Raw genomic sequence first — 25963 nt, forward strand, 5'->3', positions numbered from 1 at the left:
GACGGTCCCTCACTTTCACTTCGGCCAACCCGATCGGGTGGTCACCACCGCAGTGCGGCGAACAGCGTTTCGCATTAAGGCGAATTGCTCGCGCCTACACAGACTGCAGCCGACGGGGCGGTCGGGTGAAGGGGTTGTTCGGCGAGTGCTCGGCAAACCCGGCGATGTCGGCGATCTCGCGGTCCGTGAGCCCTTTTGCCCGCAGGGCGGCGCCGATGCTGGCCACGAGTTCGGGCGTCTCAGGAGCCAAGCGATCGCTAGCGGGCTCGTTGGTCTTCCAGCCGCGGGCGTTCATGGCCTTGTAGAAGGTGGTCCGTTCGGTAGCTGTCACCAGCTCGAGGGCGTATGCCCGCTCGAAGAGCGCTTGCATGGACACCCCCCACACACACTTGAGATCCCGCAGACGTCCGAGGGTGACTGGCCGAAGTTCGGCCTTGATCACGTGAGCGGGCATCAGGAGTTCGGCGGCGAACTGGTTCGCTTCCCGCTCGGGGTCATCGGTGGCCAGGCCGTTGTGCAGTACCAGATGTCCGAGTTCATGGGCGAGAGTGAGGCGCTTGCGGTCGACGGGGATGGTGCTGTTGATCAGGAGTACCGGATGGTCGTTGATCCACTGGGACAGCCCGTCGATGCGGTGGGTGCCGAAGTTCTCCTCGAGAATCACACAGCCTGCTGCCTCTAGCCACCGGGTCAGGTTGCGGATGGGGCCGACCGGCAGGCGCCACTGGGCGCGCACCATCAGCGCTGCCTCGGCAGGTGAGGTATCGATCGGGTCGAATGTGGGGACGCTCTGCTCCGCCCGCATCGACACCTCCTCGAACAGCAACGACAGGTGAAGACGGTGCACGTTGAGCTTCGCCTCCAGCCTGCGCCACAACGATGCCTTGGTGGTCTTCTGTCGTCGCATGTGCGCATCCACGGCCAACGCACCTCGAACAGCGTGATCACGGGTGAGGAATCGCGCGGAGACCTCCAGGATCGCGGCCAGCTTCTCGAGAACGGCCTCATCCGGCATTCGCTGGTCGTTCTCGTAGCGTGAGAGGGCCGCCTGGGTCAGGCCTGCCTGAACGCAGAGTTCGTCTTGCGTGAGTCCGCGGGCACGGCGAAGCGTCTCCAGCACATCGCCGATACCGCTCATGTCCCCTGTTCCTCGTCCGTCTCCGCGATCACGCTGTAGAGGTCGATCTGCGGCAGCGACGGGTCGACCGGAGTCCATGCGATCGCTGTGCCGCCTGCCTCGCCCGCGCCGCCGTTGACCTCGACCGCCCAGATCGCGTCCGCGCCGAGACCGTCACGCAGGGAGATGAGTGCGCTGCCGATCTCGCGCAACTCGGGATCCCAGCGGTATCCGAACCCGAGGCGGACCTCCTCCATACCTGCCAAGGTGTCCGACTGCGCCCAGAATGCCAGTGCGGCCGTAGTCGGGAACGAGCGGATGCGGTCATGTGCGCTGTGACGCTTCACCCGGGCGCGGTACTTCATCCCGACCACGATCTCGCGGAGCACTCCTTCGTCCGCCATGGTCACCGAGTCGATGTCGACGAAGCCTCGGCGCAGATGGGACCACAAGCGGTCGTGCAGCCAGTTGGCCAACCCCCGCTCGCCATGGTCCGCCACCCACGACGGAAACGTCTCGCGGTAGAGCGTCAGATCCACCTTCGTGGCCTTCGTGGCATCAACCAGGCCGCCGACAACCTTGTCACCGAGATCGTCGAGGACCGCCTCGGCCGAAGGGTATGAAAACATGACAGAAAATATACCACCCTAAATGGAAAGGGCGCGAGGGGAGAGAGGCGGACGGGTAGGTTGTGGGCCATGCGCGTCCTGGTGGTCGACAACTACGACAGCTTCGTCTACAACCTGGTCCAGTACCTGGCCCAGCTCGGTGTCGAGTGCACCGTCTGGCGCAACGACGCGCCGGAGTTGGCGGGAGCGGAGGCGTTGGCGGGGTTCGACGCCGTGTTGGTCAGCCCCGGGCCCAGCACTCCGGAGCGGGCCGGGTTCAGCGTCGACGTGGTTCGGCGGTGTGCCGATGCGCGGCTGCCGCTGCTGGGGGTTTGCCTGGGGCACCAGGCCATCGGGGTGGCTTGGGGGGCGACGGTGGATCGCGCGCCCGAATTGCTGCACGGGAAGACCAGCCGGGTTTTCCACAGCGGGGGTGGGGTGCTGGCCGGGTTGCCGGATCCGTTCACCGCGACCCGCTACCACTCGTTGAGCATTGTTCCGGAGACTATTCCGGAGGGGGATTTCGAGGTCACCGGGCGGACCGAGAGCGGGATCGTCATGGGGATGCGGCACCGGGAGCTGCCGATCGAGGGGGTGCAGTTCCACCCCGAGTCGGTGTTGACCGAGGGTGGGCACCGGATGTTGGCGAACTGGTTGGGGCAGGCCGGGTTCCGGGTGCCGAAGTCCCGGGTGGACGAGCTGGAGCGGACCATGCGCGAGTTGACCAAGGCGCTCGCGTAGCGGACCGGAGACGGGACCGGAGCGGAACCGTTCGGAGAATGGAAAGGGCCCTCCCGAAACCGGGAGGGCCCTTTTCCGCGCGGTGCCTAGTTGCGCGGGAAAGACGTCGGGATGGTCGGCACGCCGCCACCGCCGCCGCGTTTGCCGATGGTGATGCTGAGCGTCTCGTCCTTGTCGATCTTCTCGCCGGGCTGCTTGTCCTGCTCCTCGATGCGACCGGGTTCGTCGCGGGGGTCCTCTAGGGGCTTCTCGGTGATGTCGAAGCGGCCGTTCCAGCCCATCTGGGACAGGATGCCCTGGGCCTCGGCCCGGGACCTGCCGACCAGGTTCGGCATCTGCAGGCCGTCCTTGTCGCCCTTCGACACGCTCAGGGTGATCACCGTGCCCTTGCGCGCCTTGCCGCTCTTCGGCGTCTGGTCGACGACCTGGTCCTTCGGCTGGTCGGACGACACGTCCTTGCGCTGAGGGGTGAAGCCCGCGGTCTGCAGGTTCTGCGCGGCGGTGGCGTAGTCCTGGCCGACCAGGTTCGGCACGTCCACCGCGTCCGGGCCCTTGCCGATGGCAAGTTTGATGGTGGTCCCCGGCGCGACCTGCTGGCCGCCCGACGGGTTGGTGCCGACGACCTTGCCGATCAGCTTCTCGTCGTCGGTCGCTTCCTGGTCGACCTCGGGGGCGACCGCCAGCTTCGCGTCCTGCAGCGCCTTCACCGCGTCCTGCTGGGACTTGCCCACCACGTCCGGCACCGGCACCTTGCCCGGGGCCGTGCCGACCTTCAGCGTGATCCGGTCGCCCTTGTGCACGTCCGAGTTGGCCGCCGGGTCGGTGCTGACGACCTTGCCGATCTGGTCCGGGGCGCACGCGCTCGGCTGGCCGTCGACCTGCTCGCACACCACCGGCTCGCGCTGGACCTGCAGGCCCATGTTGCTCAGCTTGGTGTCCGCCTCGCTGGCCGTGAGGGTGCTGACGTTCGGCAGCTTGAACGCCTCGTTGCCGGTCGGCTTCTCGTCCTTGCCGTTCATCAGGATGAACAGCACCGCGACCAGGGCGAACACCACCAGCGCGGCCAGCACGACCAGCCAGGTCTTGCGGCGCTTGCGCTTGCGGTCCTCTTCGTCCTGGTCGTAGCGGTCGTAGCTGTCGTACTCGTCGGCCACGACCTCCGGGCGGTGCCTGCCGCGGACCTCGGTGGGCCGACCCTGGCCCATGACCGTGGTGCGGTCCTCGTCGGTCATCACCATCGGCGCGGCGGGCCGCTGGCCGGAGAGCACCCGCACGATGTCGGTGCGCATCTCGGCCGCCGACTGGTAGCGGTTGGGCGCGCCCTTGGACATCGCCTTGAGCACGATCGCGTCGAGCTGCGGGCTGACCCGCGGGTTCAGCGCCGACGGCGGCTTCGGGTCCTCCCGCACGTGCTGGTAGGCCACGGCGACCGGGGAGTCACCGGTGAACGGCGGTTCGCCGGTGAGCAGTTCGAACAGCACGCAGCCGGTGGCGTAGACGTCGCTGCGGGCGTCCACCGCCTCGCCGCGGGCCTGCTCCGGCGACAGGTACTGGGCGGTCCCTATCACCGCCGCGGTCTGGGTGACCGCGACCTGGCCGTCGGCGACCGCGCGGGCGATGCCGAAGTCCATCACCTTCACCGCGCCGGAGCGGGTGATCATCACGTTCGCGGGCTTGACGTCGCGGTGCACGATGCCGTGCCGGTGGCTGAAGTCCAGCGCGGCGCAGACGTCGGCCATGATCTCCATCGCCCGCTGGCCGGGCAGCGGCCCCTCGGACTTGACGATGTCGCGCAGCGTCCGCCCGTCGACGTACTCCATGACGATGTAGGGCAGCGGGCCGCCGTCGACGCGGGTCTCGCCGGTGTCGTACACGGCCACGATCGCCGGGTGGTTGAGCGCGGCGGCGTTCTGCGCCTCGCGGCGGAAGCGCTCCAGGAACTGCGGGTCGCGGGCCAAGTCCTGGCGGAGCACCTTCACGGCGACCTCGCGCGAGAGCCGGACGTCGCGGCCGCGGTGGACCTCGGACATGCCGCCGTAGCCGATCGTCTCGCCGATCTCGTAGCGGTTGGAGAGCAGTCGCGGTGTGGTCATCGGTGCGTTGTCCCGCTCCTAGTCAAGTCCTGTCCCATCGTGCCTGCTGTCCTGGCGCGGACTGGCAGGGTCCTGCGGCGGTTCCGGTGGGCGCTCATCCGGGCGGTCCGTTCTGCGCGGGCCTGCACCGGACCGTGATGTCGGTGCCCGGTTTCACCCGGCCGTTCGGTGAGACTCCCACGACCGGGCAGTTCGCGGGGTCCCCCGGCGGAATACCCATGTCGGTTACCACGAACGGCTCGAGCCCCATCCGGGTCAGGTCCGCCTCGACGTCGGCGGCGGGCCGCTCCAGGAAGAACTTCTCCGGCACGCTGACCAGGTCACCACCCGGGTCGACGTCGCCGGGGCGGGTGGTTCGGGTGGTGGTCGGCGCGGCAGACCCCGCGCCGGGCAGTTCGGGCTCCTCGTCGGAACCCGTGCTCGGCGTCGGCTTGCTCTGCCCGGTGGGCCGGGAGCCCGCGGGCCCGGCCGGGCCCTTGCCATCGTCGGAGCCGAACACCGCGGTCAGCGCGAAGGCCAGCCCCGCGATCAGCAGGACGACCAGCACCGCGATGGCCAGCCACAGCCCACCCCGGCCCTGGCGGTGCGGCGGTCGCGGCATGCCCATGGGGAACGGGCCGGAGCCCGGCGGGTGGCCGGGCGGCGGGACCGGCAGCAGCCCGGGGTGGGTCCCGGTGGCGGTCAGGTGCTGCTGCGGGTGCGGGACCGCCATGGCCAGCCCGGACGGGGCGGGCAGCGGTCGGCCCGCGCGCACCGCCGCCGCGGCCGCGGCGAACTCGCCGCCGTTGCCGTAGCGGTGCCTCGGGTCCTTGACCAGCGTGGTCTCGATGAGCGCGCGGGCGCCCGGCGGCACGTCCGGCGGCAGCGGCGGCGGCAGGTCGCGGATGTGCATCATCGCGACCGTCACCGCGTTCTCCGACAGGAACGGCCTGCGCCCGGCCAGGCACTCGTAGCCGACCACGGCGAGGGAGTACACGTCACTGGACGGTTCGGCCTCATGCCCCAGAGCCTGCTCCGGGGCGATGTAGTGCGCCGTGCCCATGACCATCCCGGATCGGGTGACGGGCGCGGCGTCGGCGGCCTTGGCGATGCCGAAGTCGGTCAACTTCACCACCCCGGCGGGGGTGATCAGGATGTTGCCGGGCTTGACGTCGCGGTGCACGTACCCGCGTTCGTGCGCGGCCTGCAGCGCGTGCCCGGCCTGCTCCAGGATGTCGAGGGTGCGCTCGGCGGAGATCCGGCCCTCCTTGGCCAGGATCGCGGCGAGCGGATCGCCCTCGACCAGTTCCATGACCAGGTAGGCGGTGTCCTGCGGGCCGTCGACGATGGCCGCGGTCTCGCCGTAGTCGTGCACCGCGGCGATGCCCGGGTGGTTGATCGACGCGGTGGTCCTGGCCTCGGTGCGGAAGCGGTGCAGGAACTCCGCGTCCCCGCACAGCTCCGGCTTGAGCACCTTGACCGCGACCAGCCGGTCGAGCCGGGTGTCGGCGGCCTCCCACACCTCGCCCATGCCGCCGACCGCGATCCGGCGGGCGAGCCGGTAGCGGTCGGCGAGGAGCTGGCCGGAGGTGAGCATGGCTCAGGCACCGCCCAGCGCGGCGTTCATGGTGGCCCGGCCGATGGCCGCGGACAGCTTGCCGCCGGTGGCGGCCACGTCCTGGCTCTCCACCACGACGGCCACCGCGACCTTCGGGTCCTCGGCCGGGGCGAAGGCCACGTACCAGGCGAACGGCGGGGTGTTCTTCGGGTCGAGGCCCGCCTCGGCGGTACCGGTCTTGGACGCGATGGTCAGCCCGTCGCGCTTGCCCTCGCCACCGGTCTTCGACTCGGAGGTGATCATCATGTCGCGCAGCTGCGTCGCGGTGTCGCGGGACATGGCCCGGCCGAGGCTGTCCTCGTCCAGGTGCGAGATCTCCGAGAGGTCCGGCGCCAGGATCGACTTCACCAGCTGCGGCTTCATCCGCTCACCGCCGTTGGCGATGGCGGCCACGATCTGCGCGTTCTGCAGCGGCGTCAGCCGCACGTCGCGTTGGCCGATGCCGGTCTGGAACAGCGCGTTGCGGTCCACCACGTCCATGCAGGACGCGCGGGGACCGATGCAGGACTGCTCCACGCTCATCGGGATGGTGAGGTCTTCCTCACCGAGGCCGAACTTGGCCGCCTGGTCGCGCAGCTTGTCGTTGCCCAGTTCGCTGGCGAGCTGGGCGAAAGCGGTGTTGCAGGACAGCGACAGCGCCGTCTCCATGGTGACGCCGTTGGGGGCGCCCGCGCAGAAGCCGCGGTTGTAGTTGCGCAGCTCCGAGCCGCCGACGGCGATCTTGTCGGCGGAGGTGACCTGGGTGTCCTTGTTCTTGCCGTCGGCCAGCGCGGCGGCGGCCACGACCAGCTTGAACGTGGAGCCCGGCGCGTAGGTCTCGGAGATCGCCCGGTTGAGCATGGGCTTGCGCTTGTCGTTGTTGAAGGTCTGCCAGGCCTGCTCCTGCGCCTCCGGGTCGTGCGCGGAGAGGCCGTTGGTGTCGTAGGACGGCGTGCTGACCATGGCCAGGATCTCGCCGGTCTTCGGGTTCAGCGCCACGACCGAACCCGCGTAGCCCGCCTTCTCCATCGCCGCGTAGGCCGCGGTCTGTGCAGCCGGGTTGATCGTCAGCTCGATGTTGCCGCCGCGCGGGTCCCGGCCGGTGATCAGGTCGGAGAGCCTGCGCACGAACAGCCGGTCGTCGGAGCCGTTGAGGATCTCGTCCTCGGCGCGCTCCAGGCCGCCCGCGCCGTAGCGGATCGAGTAGTAGCCGGTGACCGGTGCCCAGGTGGGCGCGTTGTTGTAGACGCGCAGGAAGCGCAGCCGGTCGTTGGTGGGGTTGACCGTGGCCACGACCTGCATCTGGTTGTTCTTGTCCCGGACCAGGATCTTGCCGCGCTCGCGGGAGTACTCCTCGTAGAGCACCCGCCGGTTGCGCGGGTCGGTGCGGTACTCGTCGGCCTTGATGATCTGGATGTAGGTGGCGTTGGCCAGCAGCAGGATGATCATGGCGAGCATGGCGAGGCCGACCCGGCGCAGGGGCGTGTTCATGTCGGCCGCTCCACCATGACCGTGTGCGCCTCGGCGATCGGGGCCTGCTGGGCGGGCCGCGGCCGGTTGCCGGTCTGCGGCCTGCGCGCGGCGTCGGAGATGCGCAGCAGGAGGGCGACCAGGACGTAGTTGGCCAGCAGCGAGGAACCCCCGTACGACAGGAACGGCGCGGTGATGCCGGTCATCGGGATCAGCTTGGTGACACCGCCGACGACCACGAACACCTGCATGATCAGCGCGAAGGACAGGCCGCCGCCGAGCAGCTTGCCGAAGGTGTCGCGCACGGCCAGCGCGCTGCGCATGCCGCGCAGCGCCAGCACGGTGTAGACCATCAGCAGCGCGGCCAGGCCGATGAAGCCGAGCTCCTCGCCGATCGCCGCGGCGATGAAGTCGGTGTTGGACAGCGGAACCAGGTCCGGGCGGCCCGCGCCGAGCCCGGTACCCGCGACGCCGCCGGTGCCGAGGCCGAACAGCGCCTGCGCGATCTGGTAGCCGCCGCCCTGGGCGCCGTAGGTGGCCAGCGGGTCGAACCAGTTGGCCACGCGCTGCTGCACGTGGGTGAACAGGTGGTAGGCGATGACCGCCCCGCCGATGAACAGCCCCACGCCCAGCACGACCCACACACCGCGCTCGGTCGCCACGTAGAGCATCACCAGGATGGTGGCGTAGAACAGCAGCGAGGTGCCCAGGTCCTTCTGGAAGACCAACACGCCCAGCGAGACCGCCCAGGCGAACACGATCGGACCCAGGTCGCGGGCGCGCGGCAGGTCGACGCCGAGCAGCCGCCTGCCCGCGGTCATGAACAGGTCGCGTTTGGACACCAGGAACGCGGCGAAGAACACCAGCAGCAGGATCTTGGCGAACTCGCCCGGTTGCAGCGAGAGCGGACCCACCTTCAGCCAGATCTTGGCGCCGTTGATGGTCGGGGCGATGAAGCTGGGCAGGAACGCGGGCAGCGCCAGCAGGAACAGCCCGGCGAAGCCGAAGGTGTAGTTGTACTTGGTGAGCGTGCGGTGGTCCTTGATCACGATCAGCACGGCCAGGAACAGCAGCAACGCGACCGCGGTCCACATGATCTGCCGGGGCACGTCGTTGCTGATCTCGTGGCCCGCGCGCAGGTCCTTCTCCGCCTGGGCGAGGTCGATCCGGTAGATGAAGACCAGACCGATGCCGTTGAGCAGCGCCACGCACGGCAGGATCAGCGGGTCCGCGTACGGCGCGAACCGGCGGACCGCGACGTGCGCGATGGTGAACAGCCCGAGGAACGCCAGCCCGTACCAGACGATCCGGAACGTGAGCTGCTGCTCCTGGTTGGCTTCGACGAGCATCAGCGCGGCGGAGACCACGAACGCGGCGAAGCCGAGCAGGACCAGCTCGGTGCCCCGACGCGTGGGCGCCGCCTTGTCACCGCCCGCGCTGTTCTGCCCGGTCGCCGGGCCAACCGCGCCTTGGACCGGAGATGCCATCAGCCGCCGCCCTCGTCCTCGGCGCGTGGGTTGCGGCAGTTGACCCCGGGCTGCGGCTGGTCGCGCACCGTGGAGGTGGCGGAGCCGGTCGTCGCGGGGGGTGTCGTGGTCGCGACGGTGGTGGTGGCCACCTCGGTGCCCCCGGGCACGGGGGTCGTGGTCGTCACCGGGACCGTCGTCGTGGTCGTCGTCTGCTCACCCGGGTTGGGCACCGGGTTCTGCCGGGCCACCAGATCGGCGCAGTCGGGCAGGCCGAAGCGGCTGCGCAGCTCCTGGACGAACTCGCGCGCGTCGGCCGGGTTGCTGAACGTGTTGCTGCCCGTGCGGACCTCGTTCTTGCCGAACTGCTCGAGGTCGTCGACGTAGTAGCGGTCGCAGCCGGAGGTCCGCGGGTCGCAGGAGCCCTCCATCTGGCTGTTGAGCGACAGGCCGAGCACGCTGCCGCGCACGCCCTGGAAGATCGCGATCTCGCCGTCGCGGCCCTCGCCGACGAAGTACTGGTTGTCCACCCAGATCCGGGCCGCCACCACACCGGCCACCAGCAGCACCAGCAGTAGCAGCAGCCCGATGAGCAGCCGCATGCGCTTGCGCCGCTTGACCCTCGGGTCCGGCGGCGGGGGCTGCTCGACCTTGCGCGGCTCGGGCCGCGGCGTGGTCATCGCGCTGGCCCGCGAGGCGGGGGAGTCCGGCGGCGGGGTCTCGTCGGAGCCGTTGCCCGCCGCGCCGCCGATGATCGGGTAGTTGTCGCCGTAGTCGATGTCGACGACGTCGGCGATGATCACCGTCACGTTGTCCGGACCACCGCCGCGCAGCGCCAGCTCGATCATCCGGTCCGCGCACTCCTGCGGGTCCGGGATCTGCACCGCCTCGCTGAGCGTCTCGTGGCTGACCGGGCCGGACAGCCCGTCCGAGCACAGCAGGTACCGGTCGCCCGGCCGCGCCTCCCGGATGGTCAGGCTCGGTTCCACCTCGTGCCCGGTCAGCGCCTTGAGCAGCAGCGACCGCTGCGGGTGGGTGGCCGCCTCGTCCTCGGTGATGCGACCTTCGTCGATCAGCGACTGGACGAAGGTGTCGTCGTGGGTGATCTGCGAGAACTGCCCGTTGCGGCGCAGGTAGACCCGCGAGTCGCCGACGTGCACCAAGCCGATCCGGTTCCCCGCGAACAGGATCGCCGACAGGGTGGTGCCCATGCCGTCGAGTTCGGGGTCGCTGGCCACGAGCTCGGCGATGGCGCCGTTGCCCGCGAGCGTGGCCTCGCGCAGCTGGCCGAGCAGGTCGTCGCCGGGCTCGTCGTCGTCCAGCGGCGCGAGCGCGGCGATCACCACCTTGCTCGCCACCTCACCGGCGACGTGGCCGCCCATGCCGTCGGCGAGGGAGAGCAGGCGCGGTCCCGCGTACACGGAGTCCTGGTTGTTGGAACGCACCAGGCCCCGGTCGCTGCGGGCCGCGTAACGAAGCACAAGGGTCATGAGCGCAGCTCGATCACCGTCTTGCCGATACGGATCGGGACACCTAGTGGCACCCGGAGGGGTTGGGTGACCTTAGCCCGGTCCAGGTAGGTGCCGTTCGTCGAGCCCAGATCTTCGACGTACCAGTCCGTGCCGCGCAGCGAGAGCCGCGCGTGCCGGGTGGAGGCGTAGTCGTCGTCGAGCACCAGCGTCGAGTCGTCCGCGCGGCCCATCAGGATGGGCCTGCCGTCCAGGGAGATCCTGGTCCCGGCCAGGGCGCCGTGGGTCACCACGAGCTGCCGGGGGACCTTCCCGCCGCGGGTCTTGCCCGGCGTCTTGCGGAAGCCCGGGACCGCGACCCGCAGACCGGACGCGGCGTAGAGGTCCGAGCGGACCACCCGCAGGGCCGCCAGCACGAACAACCAGAGCAGGGCGAGGAAGCCCGCTCTGGTCAGCTGCATCACCAACTCAGGCACTTGTTGTGACCGCTCCTGCTTCTCACGGTGTCCAACTCGACATGAGGACTGCCCAGGGCGTACGCCCCCGGACAGCCCTCAGGACGTCTGGTCGACCTCGTACGTTGCCTCGCCTGCCCGCGCATGGTGGGGACCGCGCGTTCGGTGTGTCTTGGAGCTTCCCCGACCCGAGGACACCCGAGAGGAGGAGCCCCGATCAGCCCTGGGTGCGGAACACCAGCGACGAGTGGCCGATCCGCACGACGTCGCCGTCGGCCAGCTGCCAGGTCTGCACCGGCGTGCCGTTGACGGTCGTGCCGTTGGTCGAGCCGAGGTCGGCCAGGGTCGCGCTCTGCCCGTCCCAGGTGATCTCCAGGTGGCGGCGGGAGACACCGGTGTCCGGCAGCCGGAAGTCCGCGTCCTGGCCGCGGCCGACCACGTTGCCGCCCTGCTTGAGCGAGTAGTTGCGGTTGGAGCCGTCGTCGAGCTGCAGGCTCGCGGAGAGCTGGCGGGGGCCGGTCTGCACCGCGGGCGGGGCGTAGCCCTGCTGCTGGCCGTACGGGTCCTGCCCGTAACCGCCCTGCTGCTGGCCGTAACCCTGGTCATAGCCACCACCCTGGTGCTGGCCGTAGCCCTGCTGCTGCTGGCCGTAACCCTGGTCGTAGCCGCCCTGCTGCTGGCCATAGCCCTGGTCGTAGCCACCACCCTGGTGCTGGCCGTAGCCCTGCTGCTGCTGGCCGTAGCCCTGCTGCTGGTCGTAGCCACCCTGCTGCTGGCCGTAACCCTGGTCATAGCCGCCCTGCTGCTGCTGGCCGTAACCCTGGTCGTAACCACCGTGCTGCGGTGGCTGCTGGCCGTAGCCCTGCTGACCGTAGTTGGGATCGTTGCCGTACTGGCCCTGGCCGTACCCGTACTGCTGCTGTCCGTACGGGTCGCCATCAGGCGCCTGGCCGTAGCCGGGAGGCTGGCTCATGGATCGGTCTCCTGCGTTGCGGGGTTGTGCCTGCCGTTTAGCCGCCGGTCGGCCCCCGCCGCCGGCTTGCGGCTGGGCCTTCACGTCGGGGTCGACGGACGAGCGGGTTCGGAACTGTCCGGTGTGCAGCGCGTCGGAACGCTCGAGGGAGACTACGACGTCGCCATAGGTGTCCCAACCGTGCTCGGCGAGATGTTCGGAAACGCAGTCGGCGAGCAGTGCCTTCATGCGGTCCTCGTCACCCGCGAAGTTCTGGTGGTCAGCCGGGCCCAGGGCCACCACGTAGTGGTTGGGCGCCAGCAGCCTCCCCCCGGCCAGTTCGCGGACGTTGTCCTCGCCTTCGCGCTGCAGTGCCTGCGCCACTTCCTGCGGCACCACGTTGCCACCGAACACACGCGCGAAGGAGTTGCCCACGACCTCCTCCAGCTTGCGGTTCAGCCGCTGTCCGATGCCCATGAGCCCTCCTTCCCGTCCGTGCTCCTGGACCGATCGTATCCGGGCGCGCCGTGCAGGACACGGGTATGTGCGAACCGGGTTTTCGACCGTGCTAGAGTTCTCCACGTCGCCAAGACAGGGACACCAACCACTCGGGCGAGTGGCGGAATGGCAGACGCGCACGGTTCAGGTCCGTGTGTCCGAAAGGACGTGGGGGTTCAACTCCCCCCTCGCCCACGGCCTCGGCCGACCCATGTTCGCGGAAAGCGCGAACCGGGTCGGCCGTTGTTGTTTCTGGGGGCCGAGCCCCCAGACCCCCACGGTGCGATCGGTGGCGGACCCAGCGTGGGAGCACGAGGATCGTGCCGAGTGGTCAGGCATCTGGTGCCGAGTGGTCAGGCATCTGGTGCCGAGTGGTTGGGCATTGGTTGTGCCGCATGGAGTAGATCAGTGGTAGATCGCCTGGCTCGGGACCGGGAGGGCGCGGGTTCGATTCCCGCCTCCATGGCCGGTATCCGCATCGGTCGCGAACCGGTGGAGCAGGTGGGGAGCCATGATGGACCGGTCACGCGCGGCTGAACCGCCGGAGGAGTCCGGTTACGCGGTGGGGCGGCTGTGGGACGCGCTGCACTCGGCGGCCACGCTCGGGAACGCCGCGGCGCGCGCCAGGGCGGCGGCCAAGGTCGAGCGGTGGCGGTCCGTGCTCGACGGCATGGCGTCCGGTGGGCTGGCGATCGGCTCCCGGACCCCGGTGGCCGATACCCCGGTCTGGGCCACCCTCGAAGTGGTCACCGGTGGCTTCGCGACCGGCCACCTCCTGGCCGACCAGCCGCTGGACTCGGCTGAGTGGGCCCGGTTGGACGCGCTGCCCCCCGGACCCGGGCGGACGGACCGGGAACGGCTCAACCTGCACTACCTCACCGACGAGGGCCAGGCCGAGCTGCTGGCGGCGCTGGCCGAGGAGCGGTACCGGATCGACCTGCCCGAGCACGCCGCCCTCGCGGTCGTTGCGCTACTGGTCGAGCGGCACCGCCCCGAGCAGGCGCTCGACCTCGTCACCGCGCTTCGTCCGCTGATGGACCGCCTCCGCTTCACCCCGGTGTTCACCGACCGTCCCATCGGGGCCGGTGAGTCGGTGCACCTGGTGCGGGTGGGCGAGGTGGCGGAAGCGCTGCGGGACCGGAGCGTGCCGGGGCAGTTGGTCGCCATGCGGGAGACCCTGTCCGTGTGGAACCCGCTCTACGACGACCTGATTGCGCTCTGGGCGGACACGGTCGAAGGAGATCTTCCCCACCTCGTCGACGGGGCGGTCGTCGGCGGACAGCCCGCAGGGCACTTCCTGGACGGGTGGGCCGCTCGCCGCACCCGGTGGTTGGACCGCTACCTCGCCGCCGAGCGCGCGGCCGCCACGCCGAGCAGGCACCGGCACGCGAAGAGCACTTTCACCTGGCTGCGCCGGGCCCTGGAGGACGGTGGCGCGGACGGCTCCGGTCTGACCGGACGTGACATCGGTCGCATTCGGCGGGCGCTGGCCGGTGCCGTCACCCGGTACGGCGCCCCGGGCAGTGACACCCACACCGCGTCGCGCGCGTCCCAGGCCGAGGAGATCGCCCGGCCCACGCACGCCCAGGTGGCGTGGGCCGTGGCCAAACGCCTCGACCGGTACCCCGCCGACGGCGGCCTGCCGGACCTGGACCCGGTTGTCGCCGACGTCACTCCCGCCGAGCACCCGGAGCTCGGCGCGGACGCCCCCGTGCCGCCGTCCGTGCGCACGCGGGTCCTGCGCGCGCTGGAGGCGCCGGTCGACGAGCTGGTCGCCCACGGCGTGATCACCTCCAGCGAGGTGCTGGCCTCGGTGCTGCCGCAGGTGTCCGCGCGGTACGTGTCCGGGAGCATCGACGACCCGGTGGTCGCGGGCCTGCACGCGCGCACCTACACGGCGTTCCGGCGCAGGCGCGGCGTGTTGCTGCTCAACCTGGAGAGCCAGGTGGGATTCCACGAGCTGCCCTGGGTTGGACCGATGCAGGACTTCCGGACCTCGGGCAGGTCGGGGCGGCCCGCGGGCCAGGCGCTGCGCCGGGCCGTGCTGCTGGCGCTGCGCTCGTTCCCGGCGCAGATCCTGCCGAACCCGCTGGTGCGGGAGATCGGCGCGCTGGCGCGGGCCGCAGACGTGCGGCTGCCGCTGGTGGAGGAGTTGGCGGCGGACATCTTCATGGACGAGTTCACCGACAAGTGGGAGCGGGCGGCGCGGATCGCGAGCCGGGTCCTGGAGGGCACCCTCTACGCCCGCTACTACGACCTGCCACGGCCGTCGGACTGGCCCGTCGAGCAGCCGAGGGTGACGCTGTGGGAGCGGACGCGGGGGCGGGCCTCGAACTCCTTCGGCGAACTGTGCCGCGCCCGCGCCGTCGAGGCGGGGAAGAAGCGCGGGTGGAGCGTGGCGGGCAACGGCGCCGTGCTGGAGCAGAGCCAGATCCTCACGACGCACAACCTCGCGGTGCTCGCCGCGGAGCTCGACCTGCTGCCCGTGCTCCGCGACCAGGCCCCCGACCTGGTCGACCGGATCCTCGCCGAGCTGCTGCGGGGCTGGGATCGCCTACCGCAGGAACACCACCCGCGGCTGACCACGATCAAGAACATCGCCTATTCGTGGCGGCAGGCGGTCTACTTCCTCAGTTTGTGCGACGACGAACGGCAGGCGGTGGTCGTCGCCGATCTCCGCGCGGCCACCGCGAGTGGTCGCCGCGCCGCGTTGCGCCCGGTCGTGGACGGACTGGCCACTGTGCTCGACGGTGGTCGGTTCACCGCGGAGGGACTCACCGCCGATGGCCGGGGCAAGCGCCTGCTGGGCTGGTCACTGGGCCCGCACTGGCTCGTCGAGATGCTCGATTCCGCGCGCTGACCTTGGGATCCTCAAGACCTCGACGACCCATTGCACCCATAGCCCTTTCCCCGCGTTATGCGGGAATTCGGCGTAGTCATTCCTGCTCATCACACGGATGGGTATGCGCTGGGCCGGGTGGGGAACTTCCGGTCGCGGATGTGCGTTGAGGAAGCACGGGGGGACTGTGGGTGAGGGGCGCTCAGTACCGGTTGTCGTTGAGTCACCCGGACGGCCGCACAGCCGGGCCGAAGTCTGATTACCGGTCGTCGACCGGTCACCGACCGCTCGGCGCCGCCGGTCGCACGGGAGGGTTTGGACTCTCTTGGACCGTTGTGCCCGCCTGGTACTCAGTTGAAGTACCAATCGACACCTCGAAGATACGGCGCGCTCCCGACGCGGCGGCCTCGCGGTGGAAGAGAAGGGCGGAGTTCGTGACCGGCATCCCAGGGCGCACAGCGGTAAGCGAGAGTCTCAAGGCGCTGCCTGCGCAGCTCACGCCGCCGGTCGAACTGCCCGCGGGGGTGCACGAGCTGGCGGTCGCCGCGGCGGACGCGCTGGGCTGGGCGGGCACGGTGCTGCCCGAGATGACGCTGCACGGGCGGCGCGTGTGCCTGGTGGCCGACCTCAAGGCCGACGTGCACGCCGAGCGGATCTGCCTCGGTCAGGAGCCGGTGACCGACCGGGCCAGTGTGTCCACCTGGGCCTGGCCCGAGCTGAACGGCCGGGTGCCGGAGCCCGCGGTGCGCATCGTCGGCGCCATCTCGGTGGCCCGGCACTGGCGCACCGGCCTGGCCAACGCCGTGCCGTTCCTGCGCTACGGCGACGCCGCGGTGGTCCTGCCGACCTCCGCCGTGCTGACCCACGACTACCTGGCCAACTGCCTGCCCCGGGCCCGCGCCTACGGCGTCGCGGTGCTCAGCGCCGAACCGGACGCGGCCGTCGAGCTGGACCTGCCGGGCCGCCAGGACCGGGCTTTCCCCGAGGTGGACGCGCTTTACCGCTGGGTGAGCGAACTGGCCTACGACCAGATCCTCGACACCACCACCGTCGGCTCCTGACCGGGCACATGCGACTGGTCATCGCGGGCGGGCACGGCAAGATCGCGCTGCTGCTCACCGAGCTCGCCGCCGGGCGCGGTGACGCGGTCGTCGGCGTCGTGCGCAATCCCGACCACGTCGAGGATGTGCGCGCGGCGGGTGGTGACGCGGTGGTGCTCGACCTCGAGGAAGCCGACGCCGAGCAGGTCGCGGCGGTGCTCGCCGGTGCGGACGCGGTGGTCTTCGCCGCGGGAGCCGGGCCGGGCAGCGGGGCCGCGCGCAAGGACACCGTCGACCGCGCGGCGGCGGTGCTGGTGGCCGACGCGGCGGTGGTCGCCGGGGTGCGCCGGCTGGTGCAGGTCAGCGGGATGGGCCTCGACCGGGTGGTCGAGGACGACGTGTTCGCTGCCTACCTCCGCGCGAAAGACGCGGCGGAGCGGGATTTGCGCGACCGCGACCCCGAGAGTCTCGAGTGGACGATCGTCCGACCCGGACGGCTCAGCGACGACCACCCGACCGGACGCGTCCTGGTGGGTGACTCCGTCCCCTACGGCGTGGTCCCCAGGGCGGACGTCGCCGCGGTGCTCCTCGCGGTTCTCGACGAGCCCGCGACGATCGGCCGCACGCTCGAACTCATCGGTGGCGACACCCCGGTTCAGGCCGCGATCTCGCCGAGAACCCTGTCGCAGTAAGGGTTCCGGAACCGGCCCTCGGGGTCCACTTCGGACCGGATCCGGGTGAAGTCGGCGAACCTCGGATACCGGGCGCGCAACGCCTCCGCGTCGAGCGTGTGCATCTTCCCCCAGTGCGGTCGCCCGCCCACTGCTCCGACGACCGACTCGAACAGGTCGAAGTACGCGCGGTACGGCATCCCCCGGTACTGGTGGATGGCGATGTAGGCGGAGTCGCGGTCGTGCGCGGTGGAGAGCCAGATGTCGTCGCGGGCGGCGACCCGGACCTCCACCGGGAACATCACCGGGTCGGCCAGTGCGGGCACCCGGGCGCGCAGTTCGGCGAGCACCACACCGAGCGATTCGCGCGGGATCGCGTACTCGGACTCGACGAACCGCACCCGCCTGCTGGTCACGAAAACCCGGTGCGACACATCGCTGTAGGAACGGGGCGACAACACCGACGCGGAGATCCTGTTCAACGGCCGAACCAAATTCGGCACCGTGCGGCCGATCCGGCACATCGCGCCGAACGCGCCGTTCTCCAGGACCTCGTACTCGAAGAATCGGCGGACCCGGCCGAGCGGTGCGGGAATCGCCCCTTCCGGGGCGCGGTTGTTGCGCTTGGTCAACGCCTTGGCGCCGTAGGGGAACCAGTAGAACTCGAAGTGGTCGTTTTCCGCGCAGTTCCGGTCGAGTTCGGCGAGCACCCGGTCCAGCGGTTCCGGGCGTTCCTCGGCCAGCAGCACGAAGGCCGGTTCGGTGCGCAGCGTCACGGTGCTGATCACCCCCAGCGCGCCGAGGCCGACCCGGGCAGCGGCGAACAGCTCCGGTCGCTCGGTGGCCGAGCACCGGACGAGCGAGCCGTCGGCCAGCACCAGTTCCATGGCGCTGATCTGGGTGGCGATGCCGCCGAGCCGGGCGCCCGTGCCGTGGGTGCCGGTGGAGATGGCGCCGGAGATGGTCTGCGCGTCGATGTCGCCGAGGTTGGCCATCGCCCGGCCGCGCCGGTCGAGTTCGGTGTTGAGCGCGGCGAGCGTGGTGCCCGCGCGGACGGTGACCTCGCCGGTTCCGGCGTCGGCCGCGGCGATCCCCGTCCACCCCGACAGGTCGAGCGCCACCCCGTGCGCCGCGCCGACCGCGGTGAACGAGTGGCCGCTGCCCCTGGCCCGCACCGGCAGTCCGCGCGCGCCCGCGTCGGTGACCGCCGCGGCGATCTCCTCGGGGCCGCGCGGGGTGCGCACCTCGACCGCCGTCGCGGTCTCGGTACCCGCCCAGTTCTGCCAGGTCCTACGGGGTGCGACTGCCATGGGGGCCTCCTTGCCGGAACCTTAGGTGAATGGAATTCACATCTCAACACCCGTGCCGTACCGTGGTGGGGTGCTGCCGCCCCGTGATCGACTCGACCTGGCGACCAAGGACCTCGACCCGCCGGTGGCCGTGGTCGACCTCGACGCCTTCGACCGCAACGCGGCGGACCTCGTGCGCCGCGCGGCGGGCAGACCGATCCGGGTCGCGAGCAAGTCGGTGCGCTGCCGCCGGTTGGTCGAGCGCGTGCTGCGCCGGGACGGCTTCGAAGGGGTCATGAGCTACGCCCTGCCGGAAGCGTTGTGGCTGACCAGGACCTGGGCGGGTACCGATCTCGCGGACACCGACATCCTGGTCGCCTACCCGACCGCCGACCACTCGGCGCTGCGCGCGCTGGCCGCCGACGACAACGCGCGGCGGCTGGTCTCGCTCGTCGTGGACTCGGTCGAGCACCTCGACCTCGTCGACGCCGCGCTCGGCGCCGACCACCCGGAGATCCGGGTGTGCCTGGAACTCGACGTGTCGTGGCGGCCGGTCCTCGGCAACTCCCGCGTGCACATCGGCGCGCGCCGGTCGCCGGTGTTCACCGCGCGGCAGGCGTCCCGCCTCGCCGAGGTGATCGCCGCGCGCCCGGGCTTCCGGCTCGTCGGCCTGATGGGGTACGAGGGCCAGATCGCGGGCATGGGTGACAACCCGGCGAACCCGGTGCTGGGCGCGGTTCTGCGCTGGGTGCAACGGGGATCGGCACGGGAGTTGGTGCGCAGGCGCGCCGCCGCGGTGCGCGCGGTGTCGACGCGCGCACCGCTGGAGTTCGTCAACGGTGGCGGCACCGGCAGCATCGAGGTGACCGGTGCGGACCCATCGGTCACCGAGATCGCCGCCGGTTCGGGGTTGATCGGCCCCGCGCTGTTCGACCGCTACACGCGGTTCCACCCGGAGCCCGCCGTGCTGTTCGCCGTCCCCGTGGTGCGCAAGCCCGCGCGGGGCGTGGCGACCCTGTTCGGCGGCGGCTACATCGCCTCGGGTCCCGCGGGCCGCGACCGGTTGCCCCAGCCCCACCTACCGGAAGGCCTGGCGCTGCTGGGGATGGAGGGCGCGGGCGAGGTGCAGACCCCGGTGACCGGACCGGCCGCGGCCGAGCTCCGCGTCGGCGACCGGGTCTGGTTCCGGCACGCCAAGGCGGGTGAGCCTGCCGAGCGGTTCACCGAGTACCACCTCGTCGAGGGGGACCGGGTGGTCGACGTGGCCCCCACCTACCGCGGTGAGGGCCACACCTTCGGCTAGCTCGGCGAGGTCTGCACGCGCGCGGCCTCCATCTGGCCGGACAGGTAGCCGCGCACCACCATCTTCGCCTCGGCGATCACCGTCTCCTCGGGGAACAGCTTGCGCCGGAAGGCCAGGTTCAGGATGCCGTCGGCGATCTCGTTGGCCACCGCCACCGGCAACCGGATCTCCTCGAAGGCGATGTCGAAGCGCTCGGCCAGGAACGAGGCCAGCTTCTCCGCGATGACGGTGTTGTTGTCCCGCTCGCCGTCGATCAGCCGCAGGTCGACCACGTCGCCGAAGCGGATCCGGCTGAACCCGGCCACCTCGCGGTACATCCGCACGTAGCTGTCGAAGATCAGGTCGGCGCCGTCCCACCAGTTCGCCAGGTGCGCCTCGTCGAGCCTGCGGCTGATCTCGGTCATGAACTGGTCGAGGTTGCGCTGGGTCAGCGCCTGCACGACCGCGCGCTTGTCCGGGAAGAACTGGTACAGGGAGCCAACCGCGACCCCGGCCCGCTCGGCGATGAGCGTCGTGGTGACGCCGTCGTAGCCGAGTTCGTCGACCAGCTCCGCGCAGGCCTCAAGCATCCGCTGCACCCGCTTGGCGCTGCGCTGCTGCACGGGCTGACGGCGGAGTGGGGTAGGGCTGGCCACAGCGTCTCCTCCTGGTCGCTGACGTTTCATCTTGCTCGTCCAACGACTGAAAGAGACGCACGAAGCGGTCCGAGGGCCACTTCGCGGAAGGATTTTCACAGATTACCTCGCGGTAACCGGGGAGTGGTGCCGCGGACCGGTGCCGGTCGGGGACTGGCGAGAAGCACATCAACACCGGCCCGCGGAGTCTTGGCAGGTCAACCGGTTCCCGGCCGGTCGACCTGAGGTCGACGGCCCGGGTTCCGCGAACGTCCGGGGGAACGGCGGAACCCGGGCCGCCTGCTCTAGCGGGCCCCCGCGATGAGGCGCCGCGACTTCCGGGACCCCGACTCGGCGCGGCCCTCACGGCCGCGGCGCGGGGTGTGTTGCGGGGCGAGGCCCCCGGCGACGAGGTGTTCGTAGGCGGCCCGCCACACCGAGCACGGCGCCTTCTGCTGCCGCCACCGGCTGGAGCACACCGGGCAGTTGCCCCGGTCGTCCGGCTCGTGCGCGGCGAGCATGGCCCGCCAGCCCTCGGTCAGTCGGGGGAGTTCCGACCGCGCTACCGACAGCAGCGACGGGGCGTCCGCCCGGTTGGCCAGTTCGGTGAGCATGTCCAGTCGTTCCCACACGGCACTGCGCAGGACCTGGCCGAGTATCTCGTCCACCTCAACGTCACCGTTACCTTTCCGCCTGCTCGGCGGCTTCTTGGAGCGCGTTGCGCAGTTGGACCAGTTGCCCGGCCGTCAGCACCGCCGTCTCCCCGGGTGGCCCGACCAGGACCACCTTGTTCTTCTCCACGAGCACGGTGAGGCACCGGTCGCGGTTGATCACGTCACCGCAGGCGATCCGCCAGACCCGGCGTTCGCCGACCGCGCCGTGCAGCCCGTCGCGCAGGCCGGTGTGGAAGTCCCCCCGCAGGTCGCGGGGCTCGGAGCGCGGGTCACTGCTCGTGGTTGGCCGGGGCACGGACCGCGTCGCCACCGGGCTCGGGGCCGACCGAAGCAGTTCCACGTTCTCGGTTTCCCTCCGTGCTCGTACGCTTACCACGAACTACATTGATGCGTGAGGAACGGGATTGGAGCGTCACAGCGCCGATCGGCGGCCGTTTCACGGTGAGCGGTCAGGGAAGTTCGGTCGGACCGATCAGGTTCGCCGAACGACCCTTCTCGCCTCCTGTGAAGTGCGCTTACTCTGCGTTTGACGCCCGGCAGACGGTGAGGGGGCGGAATGAACTCCATCGGATCTGGGAGTTCTCCCATTTCTTCGGACACGTGGGAGGAACCCGAGATGCGGGCCGCGCTCGCCGCGCGGGAGGTCAGTTCCGTGTATCGGCTGCTCCGCCGCACTGGCGTGTCGCAGCGCCAGATCGCGGCGATGACCGGCCAGTCGCAGTCCGAGGTGTCGGAGATCCTCAAGGGACGTCAGGTCATGGCCTATGACGTCCTGGCCAGGATCGCCGACGGGCTGGGTGTCCCAAGGGGATACATGGGTCTCGCCTACGACGAGGTCACCGCTGTTCGGGTGGCGGTGACGCGCGAGGCGTCACAGCCTGAGGAGAGCGAAGAGGTGAAGCGTCGGGAGTTCCTGGCACACGCGGCCGCCGTCACGGTGGGCGCGAACGTGCTCGGCAGCAACTCCGGGTCGTGGGTCGCCAACCCTGTCCAGACCCCCGCGCCCGGTCGGATCGGCATGACCGACGTGCGCCAGGTGGAAGCCGCGACCAGAGCGCTGCGGTCGCTGGACTACCAGTACGGCGGCGGCTTCTGCCGCGACGCCGTGGTCGCGCAACTGTCCTGGGGCCAACAGATGCTCGGCGCGTCCGGGCCGGAGCACGTCAAGCAACGCCTGCACGTCGCCCTCGCCGACCTGCACAACCTCGCCGGGTGGACCTCGTTCGACATCGGCCTGACCGATTCCGCGCGCAACCACTTCGGCAAGGCGCTGGAGCTGGCGAAGGCGGGCAAGAGCGAGCCGCTGGTCGCGAACATCCTCTACCGGATGGGCCGCGTCTACCTGCACAAGGAGTCGCCGGACGACGCGCTCAAGATGTTCCAGCTCGGTCAGATCGCCGCCCAGGAGTCCGGTTCCGAGCTGGCCGTCGCGGTCATCTGCGCGAACCAGGCGTGGGCGTACGCGCTGATGGGGCACAAGGAGCAGACCATGAAGCTCATCGGCCGCACCCGCGACGAGTTCGCCCGCGCGGACCACACCAAGGCCGAGGACTGGGTCAAGTTCTTCAACGAGACCGACGTCTACGCGATGATCGGCACCGTGCACACGGTCCTGGCCCAGACCACGGACCCGACGCACACCAAGTTCGCCATCCCCGCGCTGACCAAGGCCATCGACTCCTACGACGACGAGTTCGCCCGCAGCCGGGCGTTCAACCTCAGCGCGCTGGCCACCAACCACATGCTGGAGGGCGACATCGACCACGCCGCCCGGATCGGCCGCGCCGCGGTCGAGATGGCCGAGACGCTGAAGTCGACCCGGGTCAAGGACCGGCTCAAGCCCCTGCTCGTCGAGGCGACCAAGCGGCGCAACAACGCCGACGCGCGCGACCTGGCCGAGCAGATAACCAATCTCAGCGTGGCCTGACCGGGCGCCCCCGGTGGCCGTCACGGGCAAGGGGCACGCGATGGCCACCGAGGGGTTGTTCACCAGGGCGAACCTGCGCACGGCGCTGGCCGCGGTCGGCGCCGTGATCGGTGTCGACCCGGCAGGCGCGCGGCTGCTGCGCTTCACCAACAACGCCGTGTTCCTCATGGCCCGCGCGCCGGTCGTGGTGCGCATCGTCGGTTCGGTCGCGCTGCGGCACCGGGTGGACAAGGTGGTCCGGGTCGCCCGGTGGTTCGCCGAGAACGACGTGCCCGCCGTGCGGCTGACCAGCGGCGTCGCGCAGCCGGTCTTCGTCGGTGACTACGCGGCGACCGTGTGGGACGCCATCCCGGAGTTCGACACCCCGCCCCGCGCCGCCGACCTGGCCCGGCTGCTGGGGCTGGTGCACTCGCTGCCCCCGCCGCTGCTGCCCGAGTGGAACCCGCTCGACGACGTCCGCAGGCGCTTGGGCGAGGCGGAGGGCCTCGACGGCGAGGAGCTGGCCTTCCTGCGGGCCAAGTGCGACGAGGTCGACCAGCGGTTGGCCGGTCTGGAGTTCGCCCTGCCCCGCGGCCTGGTGCACGGCGACGCGCACCTGGGCAACCTGATCCCGGCGGCGGGGGGCCCGGTGCTGTGCGACTTCGACTCCAGCTGCCTGGGCCCGCCGGAGTGGGACCTGACGCCGCTGGCCGTGGGGGTCAGCCGGTTCGGCGAACCGGCTGACCGCTACCGCGAGCTGGCCGACGGCTACGGCTTCGACGTCACCCGATGGGCTGGCTTCGCGGTGCTGCGGGAGGTCCGCGAGCTGAAGCTGATCACCAGTGTGCTGCCGATCATGAACAGCAGCCCGGAGGTCCGACCTGAGCTGCTCAGACGCCTCCGGGACTTCCGGGTGGGCAACACCTCGGCGCGCTGGTCGCGTTACCGCTAGCCGGTGGTTTTCCCACTTATGGCGGTATCGCCGCGGGTAACGGACTGCGCATTGTGAACGACGCCAGTTGCACCGGGACGTCGGACTGCGCCTTTGCGGTCCGTGCCCCGGCCCGAACTACCTTCCGTGACGAGGTGGCCAGTGACCGGTTTCCCGCGCATCGCGCTCCGGCTCAGTGGGCGTGCGCGCCGTGCCGTGACGACCGCGGACATCCTGGACCGGGCTGTGGACAACCAGTTGCCCGCGCTCGACCGCCTGCCCGCCGACGCCCGCCGCCGGGCGGCCGACCACCTCGCCGAGCTGGCCCTGCTGGCCGAGGCCTACCGGCAGTACGCCCGCGGGCGGATCACCAAGCGTGAGCTGCACCGCCGCGGCCGACAGGCCACGGCCCGGCTGACCGAACTCCGGCTCACGCGACTGGCCGCCGCGCACCTCACCGAGCGGGACTGACCGTTCACCGTTGGCCCGTTCGGGTTACCCCGGCCGCTGTTCCGGTTGTCCGCGCAAACCCCTCGCACGACGAACGGCACCCCGCTGCGACGAACGCGTGCCGGTGTCCGGTGCCTGTGGATAACCCGCCAGAATTGTCCACAGCTGTGGACAACTCGGTTCTCCCGCTGGTTGGGACCGGCTCCCGGCGGCACCCGGTGTGCTAGGGGCGGGCTCAGCTGACCGGGGCGCGGGTGAGGATCACGGCGAAGCCGAAGGCCAGGCCCATGATCGACAGCTCGATGCCCGCCAGGGTGACCAGCGCGGTGGTGCGCAGCGCCGCGATGGCGGGCATCAGCCGCCAGCGGATCGTGCCGCCGACCACGGCCAGCGCACCGAGGCAGCCTGTCTTGAGCAGCAGCAGCAGGCCGTAACCGGTGGTGAACAGGCCCGACCAGAGCGAGTGCGTCGGGTTGACCAGCAGCTCGACGATCCCGTTGAACAGCCCGGTCACCGCGACCACGACCAGGCAGACCGTGGCGAGCTTCGAGAACCGGGGGATCGCCTGGGCCAGCAGCGTGCGGTTCGCCGCGAGCAGCACCACGAGCGCGCCGAGGCCGCCCGTCCAGGCCGCCGAGCCGAGCACGTGCAGCTCCATGGAGATCATCGTGAAGTCGTGCCAGCGCCAGTTCGTCGCGTGCCCGGTGACCGGCAGCGGCAGCAGCGCGAACAGCGCCACCGCCGCGCGCAGTTCGGCGGGCACCGACTCGCCCACCCGCACCGACCACAGCGACAGCGCGAAGCTGAGCAGGGCGAACACCGCGACGAACAGCAGCGCCTTGCCCGCGCCGACCGTGCGGATGTAGTCCAGGACCGCGCCCGCCGACACGTTGTCGCCGGGGCGCAGTTCCGCGGTTTGCAGCACGAGCGCGACCAGGGCCGTCACGGCCCACACCAGCGCGCTCGACATCGCCACCCGCCGCGCGCCCGCCAGCACCGGCTCGGCGAGCTTGGGCCGGTCGAAGCCGACCAGCAGGGGCAGCAGGCAGAGCCCGACCGTGACGACCGCCGCCATGTCCAGCAGCACCCGCACGACCGGCAGACCGACCCGGACCACCGCCCCCGGCTCGGGCAGGCCCGGCACCGGCTGGACCGTCACGATCGCCAGGCCGATGAGCACACCGACCAGCGAGGAGACGACCAGCAGCGCCGCGGGCCCGCCGCGGGTGGGGGAGGTGGTCCGGGTCCCGGTCACGGCGCGGAGCCGCCGACCCGGACGGCGAGCAGGATGCCCGCGCCGAGCAGCACGACCGCGCCGACGATCCACACCCACACGGGCAGGCCGCCGTCGTCACCGCCACCCGTCTGACCTGCCGCCGTCGCGGTCGCGTCGGCGGGCGCCGGGGTGCCGTTGCCCGCGGTGGTCAGCGTGAACTTCAGCTCGCCGCTCACCGAGTGGCCGTCGGCGGACAGGATCCGGTAGCCGACCCGGTACTCGCCCGCCGGGCCCAGCGGCCGGACGGGCACGGAGACGACGTTGCTGCGCACCGCCGCCTTGCCGTCCTGCCACTGACCCTTGCCGTCCGGGCCGAGCACCACGATCGAGTTGAGGTTCGCACCCGCCTGCACCGGCTGGTCGAACGTCAGCTCGACGGTGCCGGGTCCGGCGTCGACCACGGCCTTGTCCGCGGGGTTGCTGGAGATCAACTGGTTGTGCGCCAGCGCGGGACCCGCCAGACCGACGAGGGCCAGCAGCGAGACCGCCAGCGCGGCGGTGAGACGGGCGACGGAGCGCATGCGC

23 protein-coding genes and 2 tRNA genes are annotated in these 25963 nt (G+C 70.8%); 10 read left to right on the forward strand and 15 right to left on the reverse strand.

What is annotated here, in order from left to right; all coding sequences use genetic code 11:
- Window positions 1-94 precede the first annotated feature (94 nt).
- Window positions 95-1138, reverse strand: a complete 1044-nt coding sequence (locus V5P93_RS00110; RefSeq protein WP_104479374.1) for an ImmA/IrrE family metallo-endopeptidase — start codon at window positions 1136-1138, stop codon at window positions 95-97.
- A complete protein-coding gene (locus tag V5P93_RS00115; protein WP_104479375.1) occupies window positions 1135-1746 on the reverse strand; it encodes a hypothetical protein in 612 nt (203 codons plus the stop codon). The genes V5P93_RS00110 and V5P93_RS00115 overlap by 4 nt, the downstream gene beginning before the upstream one ends.
- Window positions 1747-1815: 69 nt before the next feature.
- On the opposite strand from V5P93_RS00115, the gene V5P93_RS00120 reads away from it, so the two are divergent.
- Complete coding sequence (locus V5P93_RS00120; RefSeq protein ID WP_104479376.1) at window positions 1816-2466, forward strand: aminodeoxychorismate/anthranilate synthase component II; 651 nt, start codon at window positions 1816-1818, stop codon at window positions 2464-2466.
- An 86-nt stretch (window positions 2467-2552) separates the two neighbouring features.
- Here the strand turns inward: V5P93_RS00120 and pknB are convergent, their stop codons facing one another.
- The 7 genes from pknB to V5P93_RS00155 form a co-directional block, all read right to left on the reverse strand.
- A complete protein-coding gene (gene pknB / locus V5P93_RS00125) occupies window positions 2553-4559 on the reverse strand; it encodes a Stk1 family PASTA domain-containing Ser/Thr kinase (RefSeq protein WP_104479377.1) in 2007 nt (668 codons plus the stop codon).
- Window positions 4560-4653: 94 nt separating this feature from the next.
- Entirely contained in the window at window positions 4654-6135 is a 1482-nt protein-coding gene (locus V5P93_RS00130; protein WP_104479378.1) for a protein kinase, read from the reverse strand.
- A 3-nt stretch (window positions 6136-6138) separates the two neighbouring features.
- Window positions 6139-7626, reverse strand: a complete 1488-nt coding sequence (locus V5P93_RS00135) for a penicillin-binding protein 2 (RefSeq protein WP_104479379.1) — start codon at window positions 7624-7626, stop codon at window positions 6139-6141.
- Complete coding sequence (locus tag V5P93_RS00140) at window positions 7623-9092, reverse strand: FtsW/RodA/SpoVE family cell cycle protein (RefSeq protein WP_104479380.1); 1470 nt, start codon at window positions 9090-9092, stop codon at window positions 7623-7625. The genes V5P93_RS00135 and V5P93_RS00140 overlap by 4 nt, the downstream gene beginning before the upstream one ends.
- Entirely contained in the window at window positions 9092-10561 is a 1470-nt protein-coding gene (locus tag V5P93_RS00145; protein WP_104479381.1) for a PP2C family serine/threonine-protein phosphatase, read from the reverse strand. The genes V5P93_RS00140 and V5P93_RS00145 overlap by 1 nt, the downstream gene beginning before the upstream one ends.
- Window positions 10558-11016, reverse strand: a complete 459-nt coding sequence (locus V5P93_RS00150) for an FHA domain-containing protein (RefSeq protein WP_104479382.1) — start codon at window positions 11014-11016, stop codon at window positions 10558-10560. The genes V5P93_RS00145 and V5P93_RS00150 overlap by 4 nt, the downstream gene beginning before the upstream one ends.
- 196 nt (window positions 11017-11212) lie before the next feature.
- Window positions 11213-12424, reverse strand: a complete 1212-nt coding sequence (locus tag V5P93_RS00155) for a DUF3662 and FHA domain-containing protein (protein ID WP_104479383.1) — start codon at window positions 12422-12424, stop codon at window positions 11213-11215.
- Between the two features lie 133 nt (window positions 12425-12557).
- On the opposite strand from V5P93_RS00155, the gene V5P93_RS00160 reads away from it, so the two are divergent.
- The 5 genes from V5P93_RS00160 (at window position 12558) to V5P93_RS00180 (ending at window position 17016) form a co-directional block, all read left to right on the forward strand.
- A tRNA-Leu gene (locus tag V5P93_RS00160) sits at window positions 12558-12640 on the forward strand.
- Window positions 12641-12839: 199 nt separating this feature from the next.
- Window positions 12840-12911: transfer RNA gene (locus tag V5P93_RS00165), tRNA-Pro, on the forward strand.
- A 48-nt stretch (window positions 12912-12959) separates the two neighbouring features.
- Window positions 12960-15305 (forward strand): hypothetical protein, encoded by a 2346-nt coding sequence (locus tag V5P93_RS00170; RefSeq protein ID WP_245931281.1) that lies wholly within the window; start codon window positions 12960-12962, stop codon window positions 15303-15305.
- Window positions 15306-15718: 413 nt separating this feature from the next.
- The gene (locus V5P93_RS00175; protein ID WP_104479385.1) at window positions 15719-16345 is read left to right on the forward strand and encodes a hypothetical protein; all 627 of its coding nucleotides are present in this window, start codon (window positions 15719-15721) and stop codon (window positions 16343-16345) included.
- Window positions 16346-16353: 8 nt separating this feature from the next.
- Window positions 16354-17016 (forward strand): NAD(P)-binding oxidoreductase, encoded by a 663-nt coding sequence (locus tag V5P93_RS00180; protein ID WP_104479386.1) that lies wholly within the window; start codon window positions 16354-16356, stop codon window positions 17014-17016.
- Here the strand turns inward: V5P93_RS00180 and V5P93_RS00185 are convergent.
- The gene (locus V5P93_RS00185; RefSeq protein WP_104479387.1) at window positions 16980-18305 is read right to left on the reverse strand and encodes a D-arabinono-1,4-lactone oxidase; all 1326 of its coding nucleotides are present in this window, start codon (window positions 18303-18305) and stop codon (window positions 16980-16982) included. The genes V5P93_RS00180 and V5P93_RS00185 overlap by 37 nt on opposite strands.
- Window positions 18306-18378: 73 nt before the next feature.
- Between V5P93_RS00185 and V5P93_RS00190 the strand changes: the two genes are divergently transcribed.
- Window positions 18379-19587 (forward strand): amino acid deaminase/aldolase, encoded by a 1209-nt coding sequence (locus V5P93_RS00190; protein WP_181043510.1) that lies wholly within the window; start codon window positions 18379-18381, stop codon window positions 19585-19587.
- Here the strand turns inward: V5P93_RS00190 and V5P93_RS00195 are convergent.
- The 3 genes from V5P93_RS00195 to V5P93_RS00205 form a co-directional block, all read right to left on the reverse strand.
- Window positions 19584-20252, reverse strand: coding sequence for a TetR/AcrR family transcriptional regulator (locus V5P93_RS00195; RefSeq protein WP_181043496.1), 669 nt, complete (start codon window positions 20250-20252; stop codon window positions 19584-19586). The genes V5P93_RS00190 and V5P93_RS00195 overlap by 4 nt on opposite strands.
- A 254-nt stretch (window positions 20253-20506) precedes the next feature.
- Window positions 20507-20869, reverse strand: a complete 363-nt coding sequence (locus V5P93_RS00200) for a hypothetical protein (protein WP_104479389.1) — start codon at window positions 20867-20869, stop codon at window positions 20507-20509.
- Window positions 20870-20882: 13 nt separating this feature from the next.
- Window positions 20883-21215: a hypothetical protein gene (locus V5P93_RS00205; RefSeq protein ID WP_104479390.1), complete on the reverse strand. Its 333-nt coding sequence runs from the start codon at window positions 21213-21215 to the stop codon at window positions 20883-20885.
- 276 nt (window positions 21216-21491) lie between these two features.
- Between V5P93_RS00205 and V5P93_RS00210 the strand changes: the two genes are divergently transcribed.
- The 3 genes from V5P93_RS00210 to V5P93_RS00220 all read left to right on the forward strand — a co-directional run bounded on the left by V5P93_RS00210 (window position 21492) and on the right by V5P93_RS00220 (window position 24183).
- The gene (locus V5P93_RS00210; RefSeq protein ID WP_245931283.1) at window positions 21492-22802 is read left to right on the forward strand and encodes a helix-turn-helix domain-containing protein; all 1311 of its coding nucleotides are present in this window, start codon (window positions 21492-21494) and stop codon (window positions 22800-22802) included.
- Between the two features lie 40 nt (window positions 22803-22842).
- A complete protein-coding gene (locus tag V5P93_RS00215; protein WP_104479466.1) occupies window positions 22843-23733 on the forward strand; it encodes a phosphotransferase enzyme family protein in 891 nt (296 codons plus the stop codon).
- 141 nt (window positions 23734-23874) lie between these two features.
- On the forward strand, window positions 23875-24183 hold the full coding sequence (locus V5P93_RS00220; protein ID WP_245931284.1) for a hypothetical protein: 309 nt from the start codon (window positions 23875-23877) through the stop codon (window positions 24181-24183).
- Window positions 24184-24397: 214 nt separating this feature from the next.
- Here V5P93_RS00220 and V5P93_RS00225 read toward each other — a convergent pair whose 3' ends face one another.
- The gene (locus V5P93_RS00225; protein ID WP_104479392.1) at window positions 24398-25417 is read right to left on the reverse strand and encodes a CopD family protein; all 1020 of its coding nucleotides are present in this window, start codon (window positions 25415-25417) and stop codon (window positions 24398-24400) included.
- On the reverse strand, window positions 25414-25959 hold the full coding sequence (locus tag V5P93_RS00230) for a copper resistance CopC family protein (protein ID WP_104479393.1): 546 nt from the start codon (window positions 25957-25959) through the stop codon (window positions 25414-25416). Before V5P93_RS00230 ends, V5P93_RS00225 begins: the two co-directional genes overlap by 4 nt.
- Window positions 25960-25963: the final 4 nt, after the last annotated feature.

Source organism: Actinokineospora auranticolor (assembly GCF_041897805.1).
Taxonomy (GTDB): domain Bacteria; phylum Actinomycetota; class Actinomycetes; order Mycobacteriales; family Pseudonocardiaceae; genus Actinokineospora; species Actinokineospora auranticolor.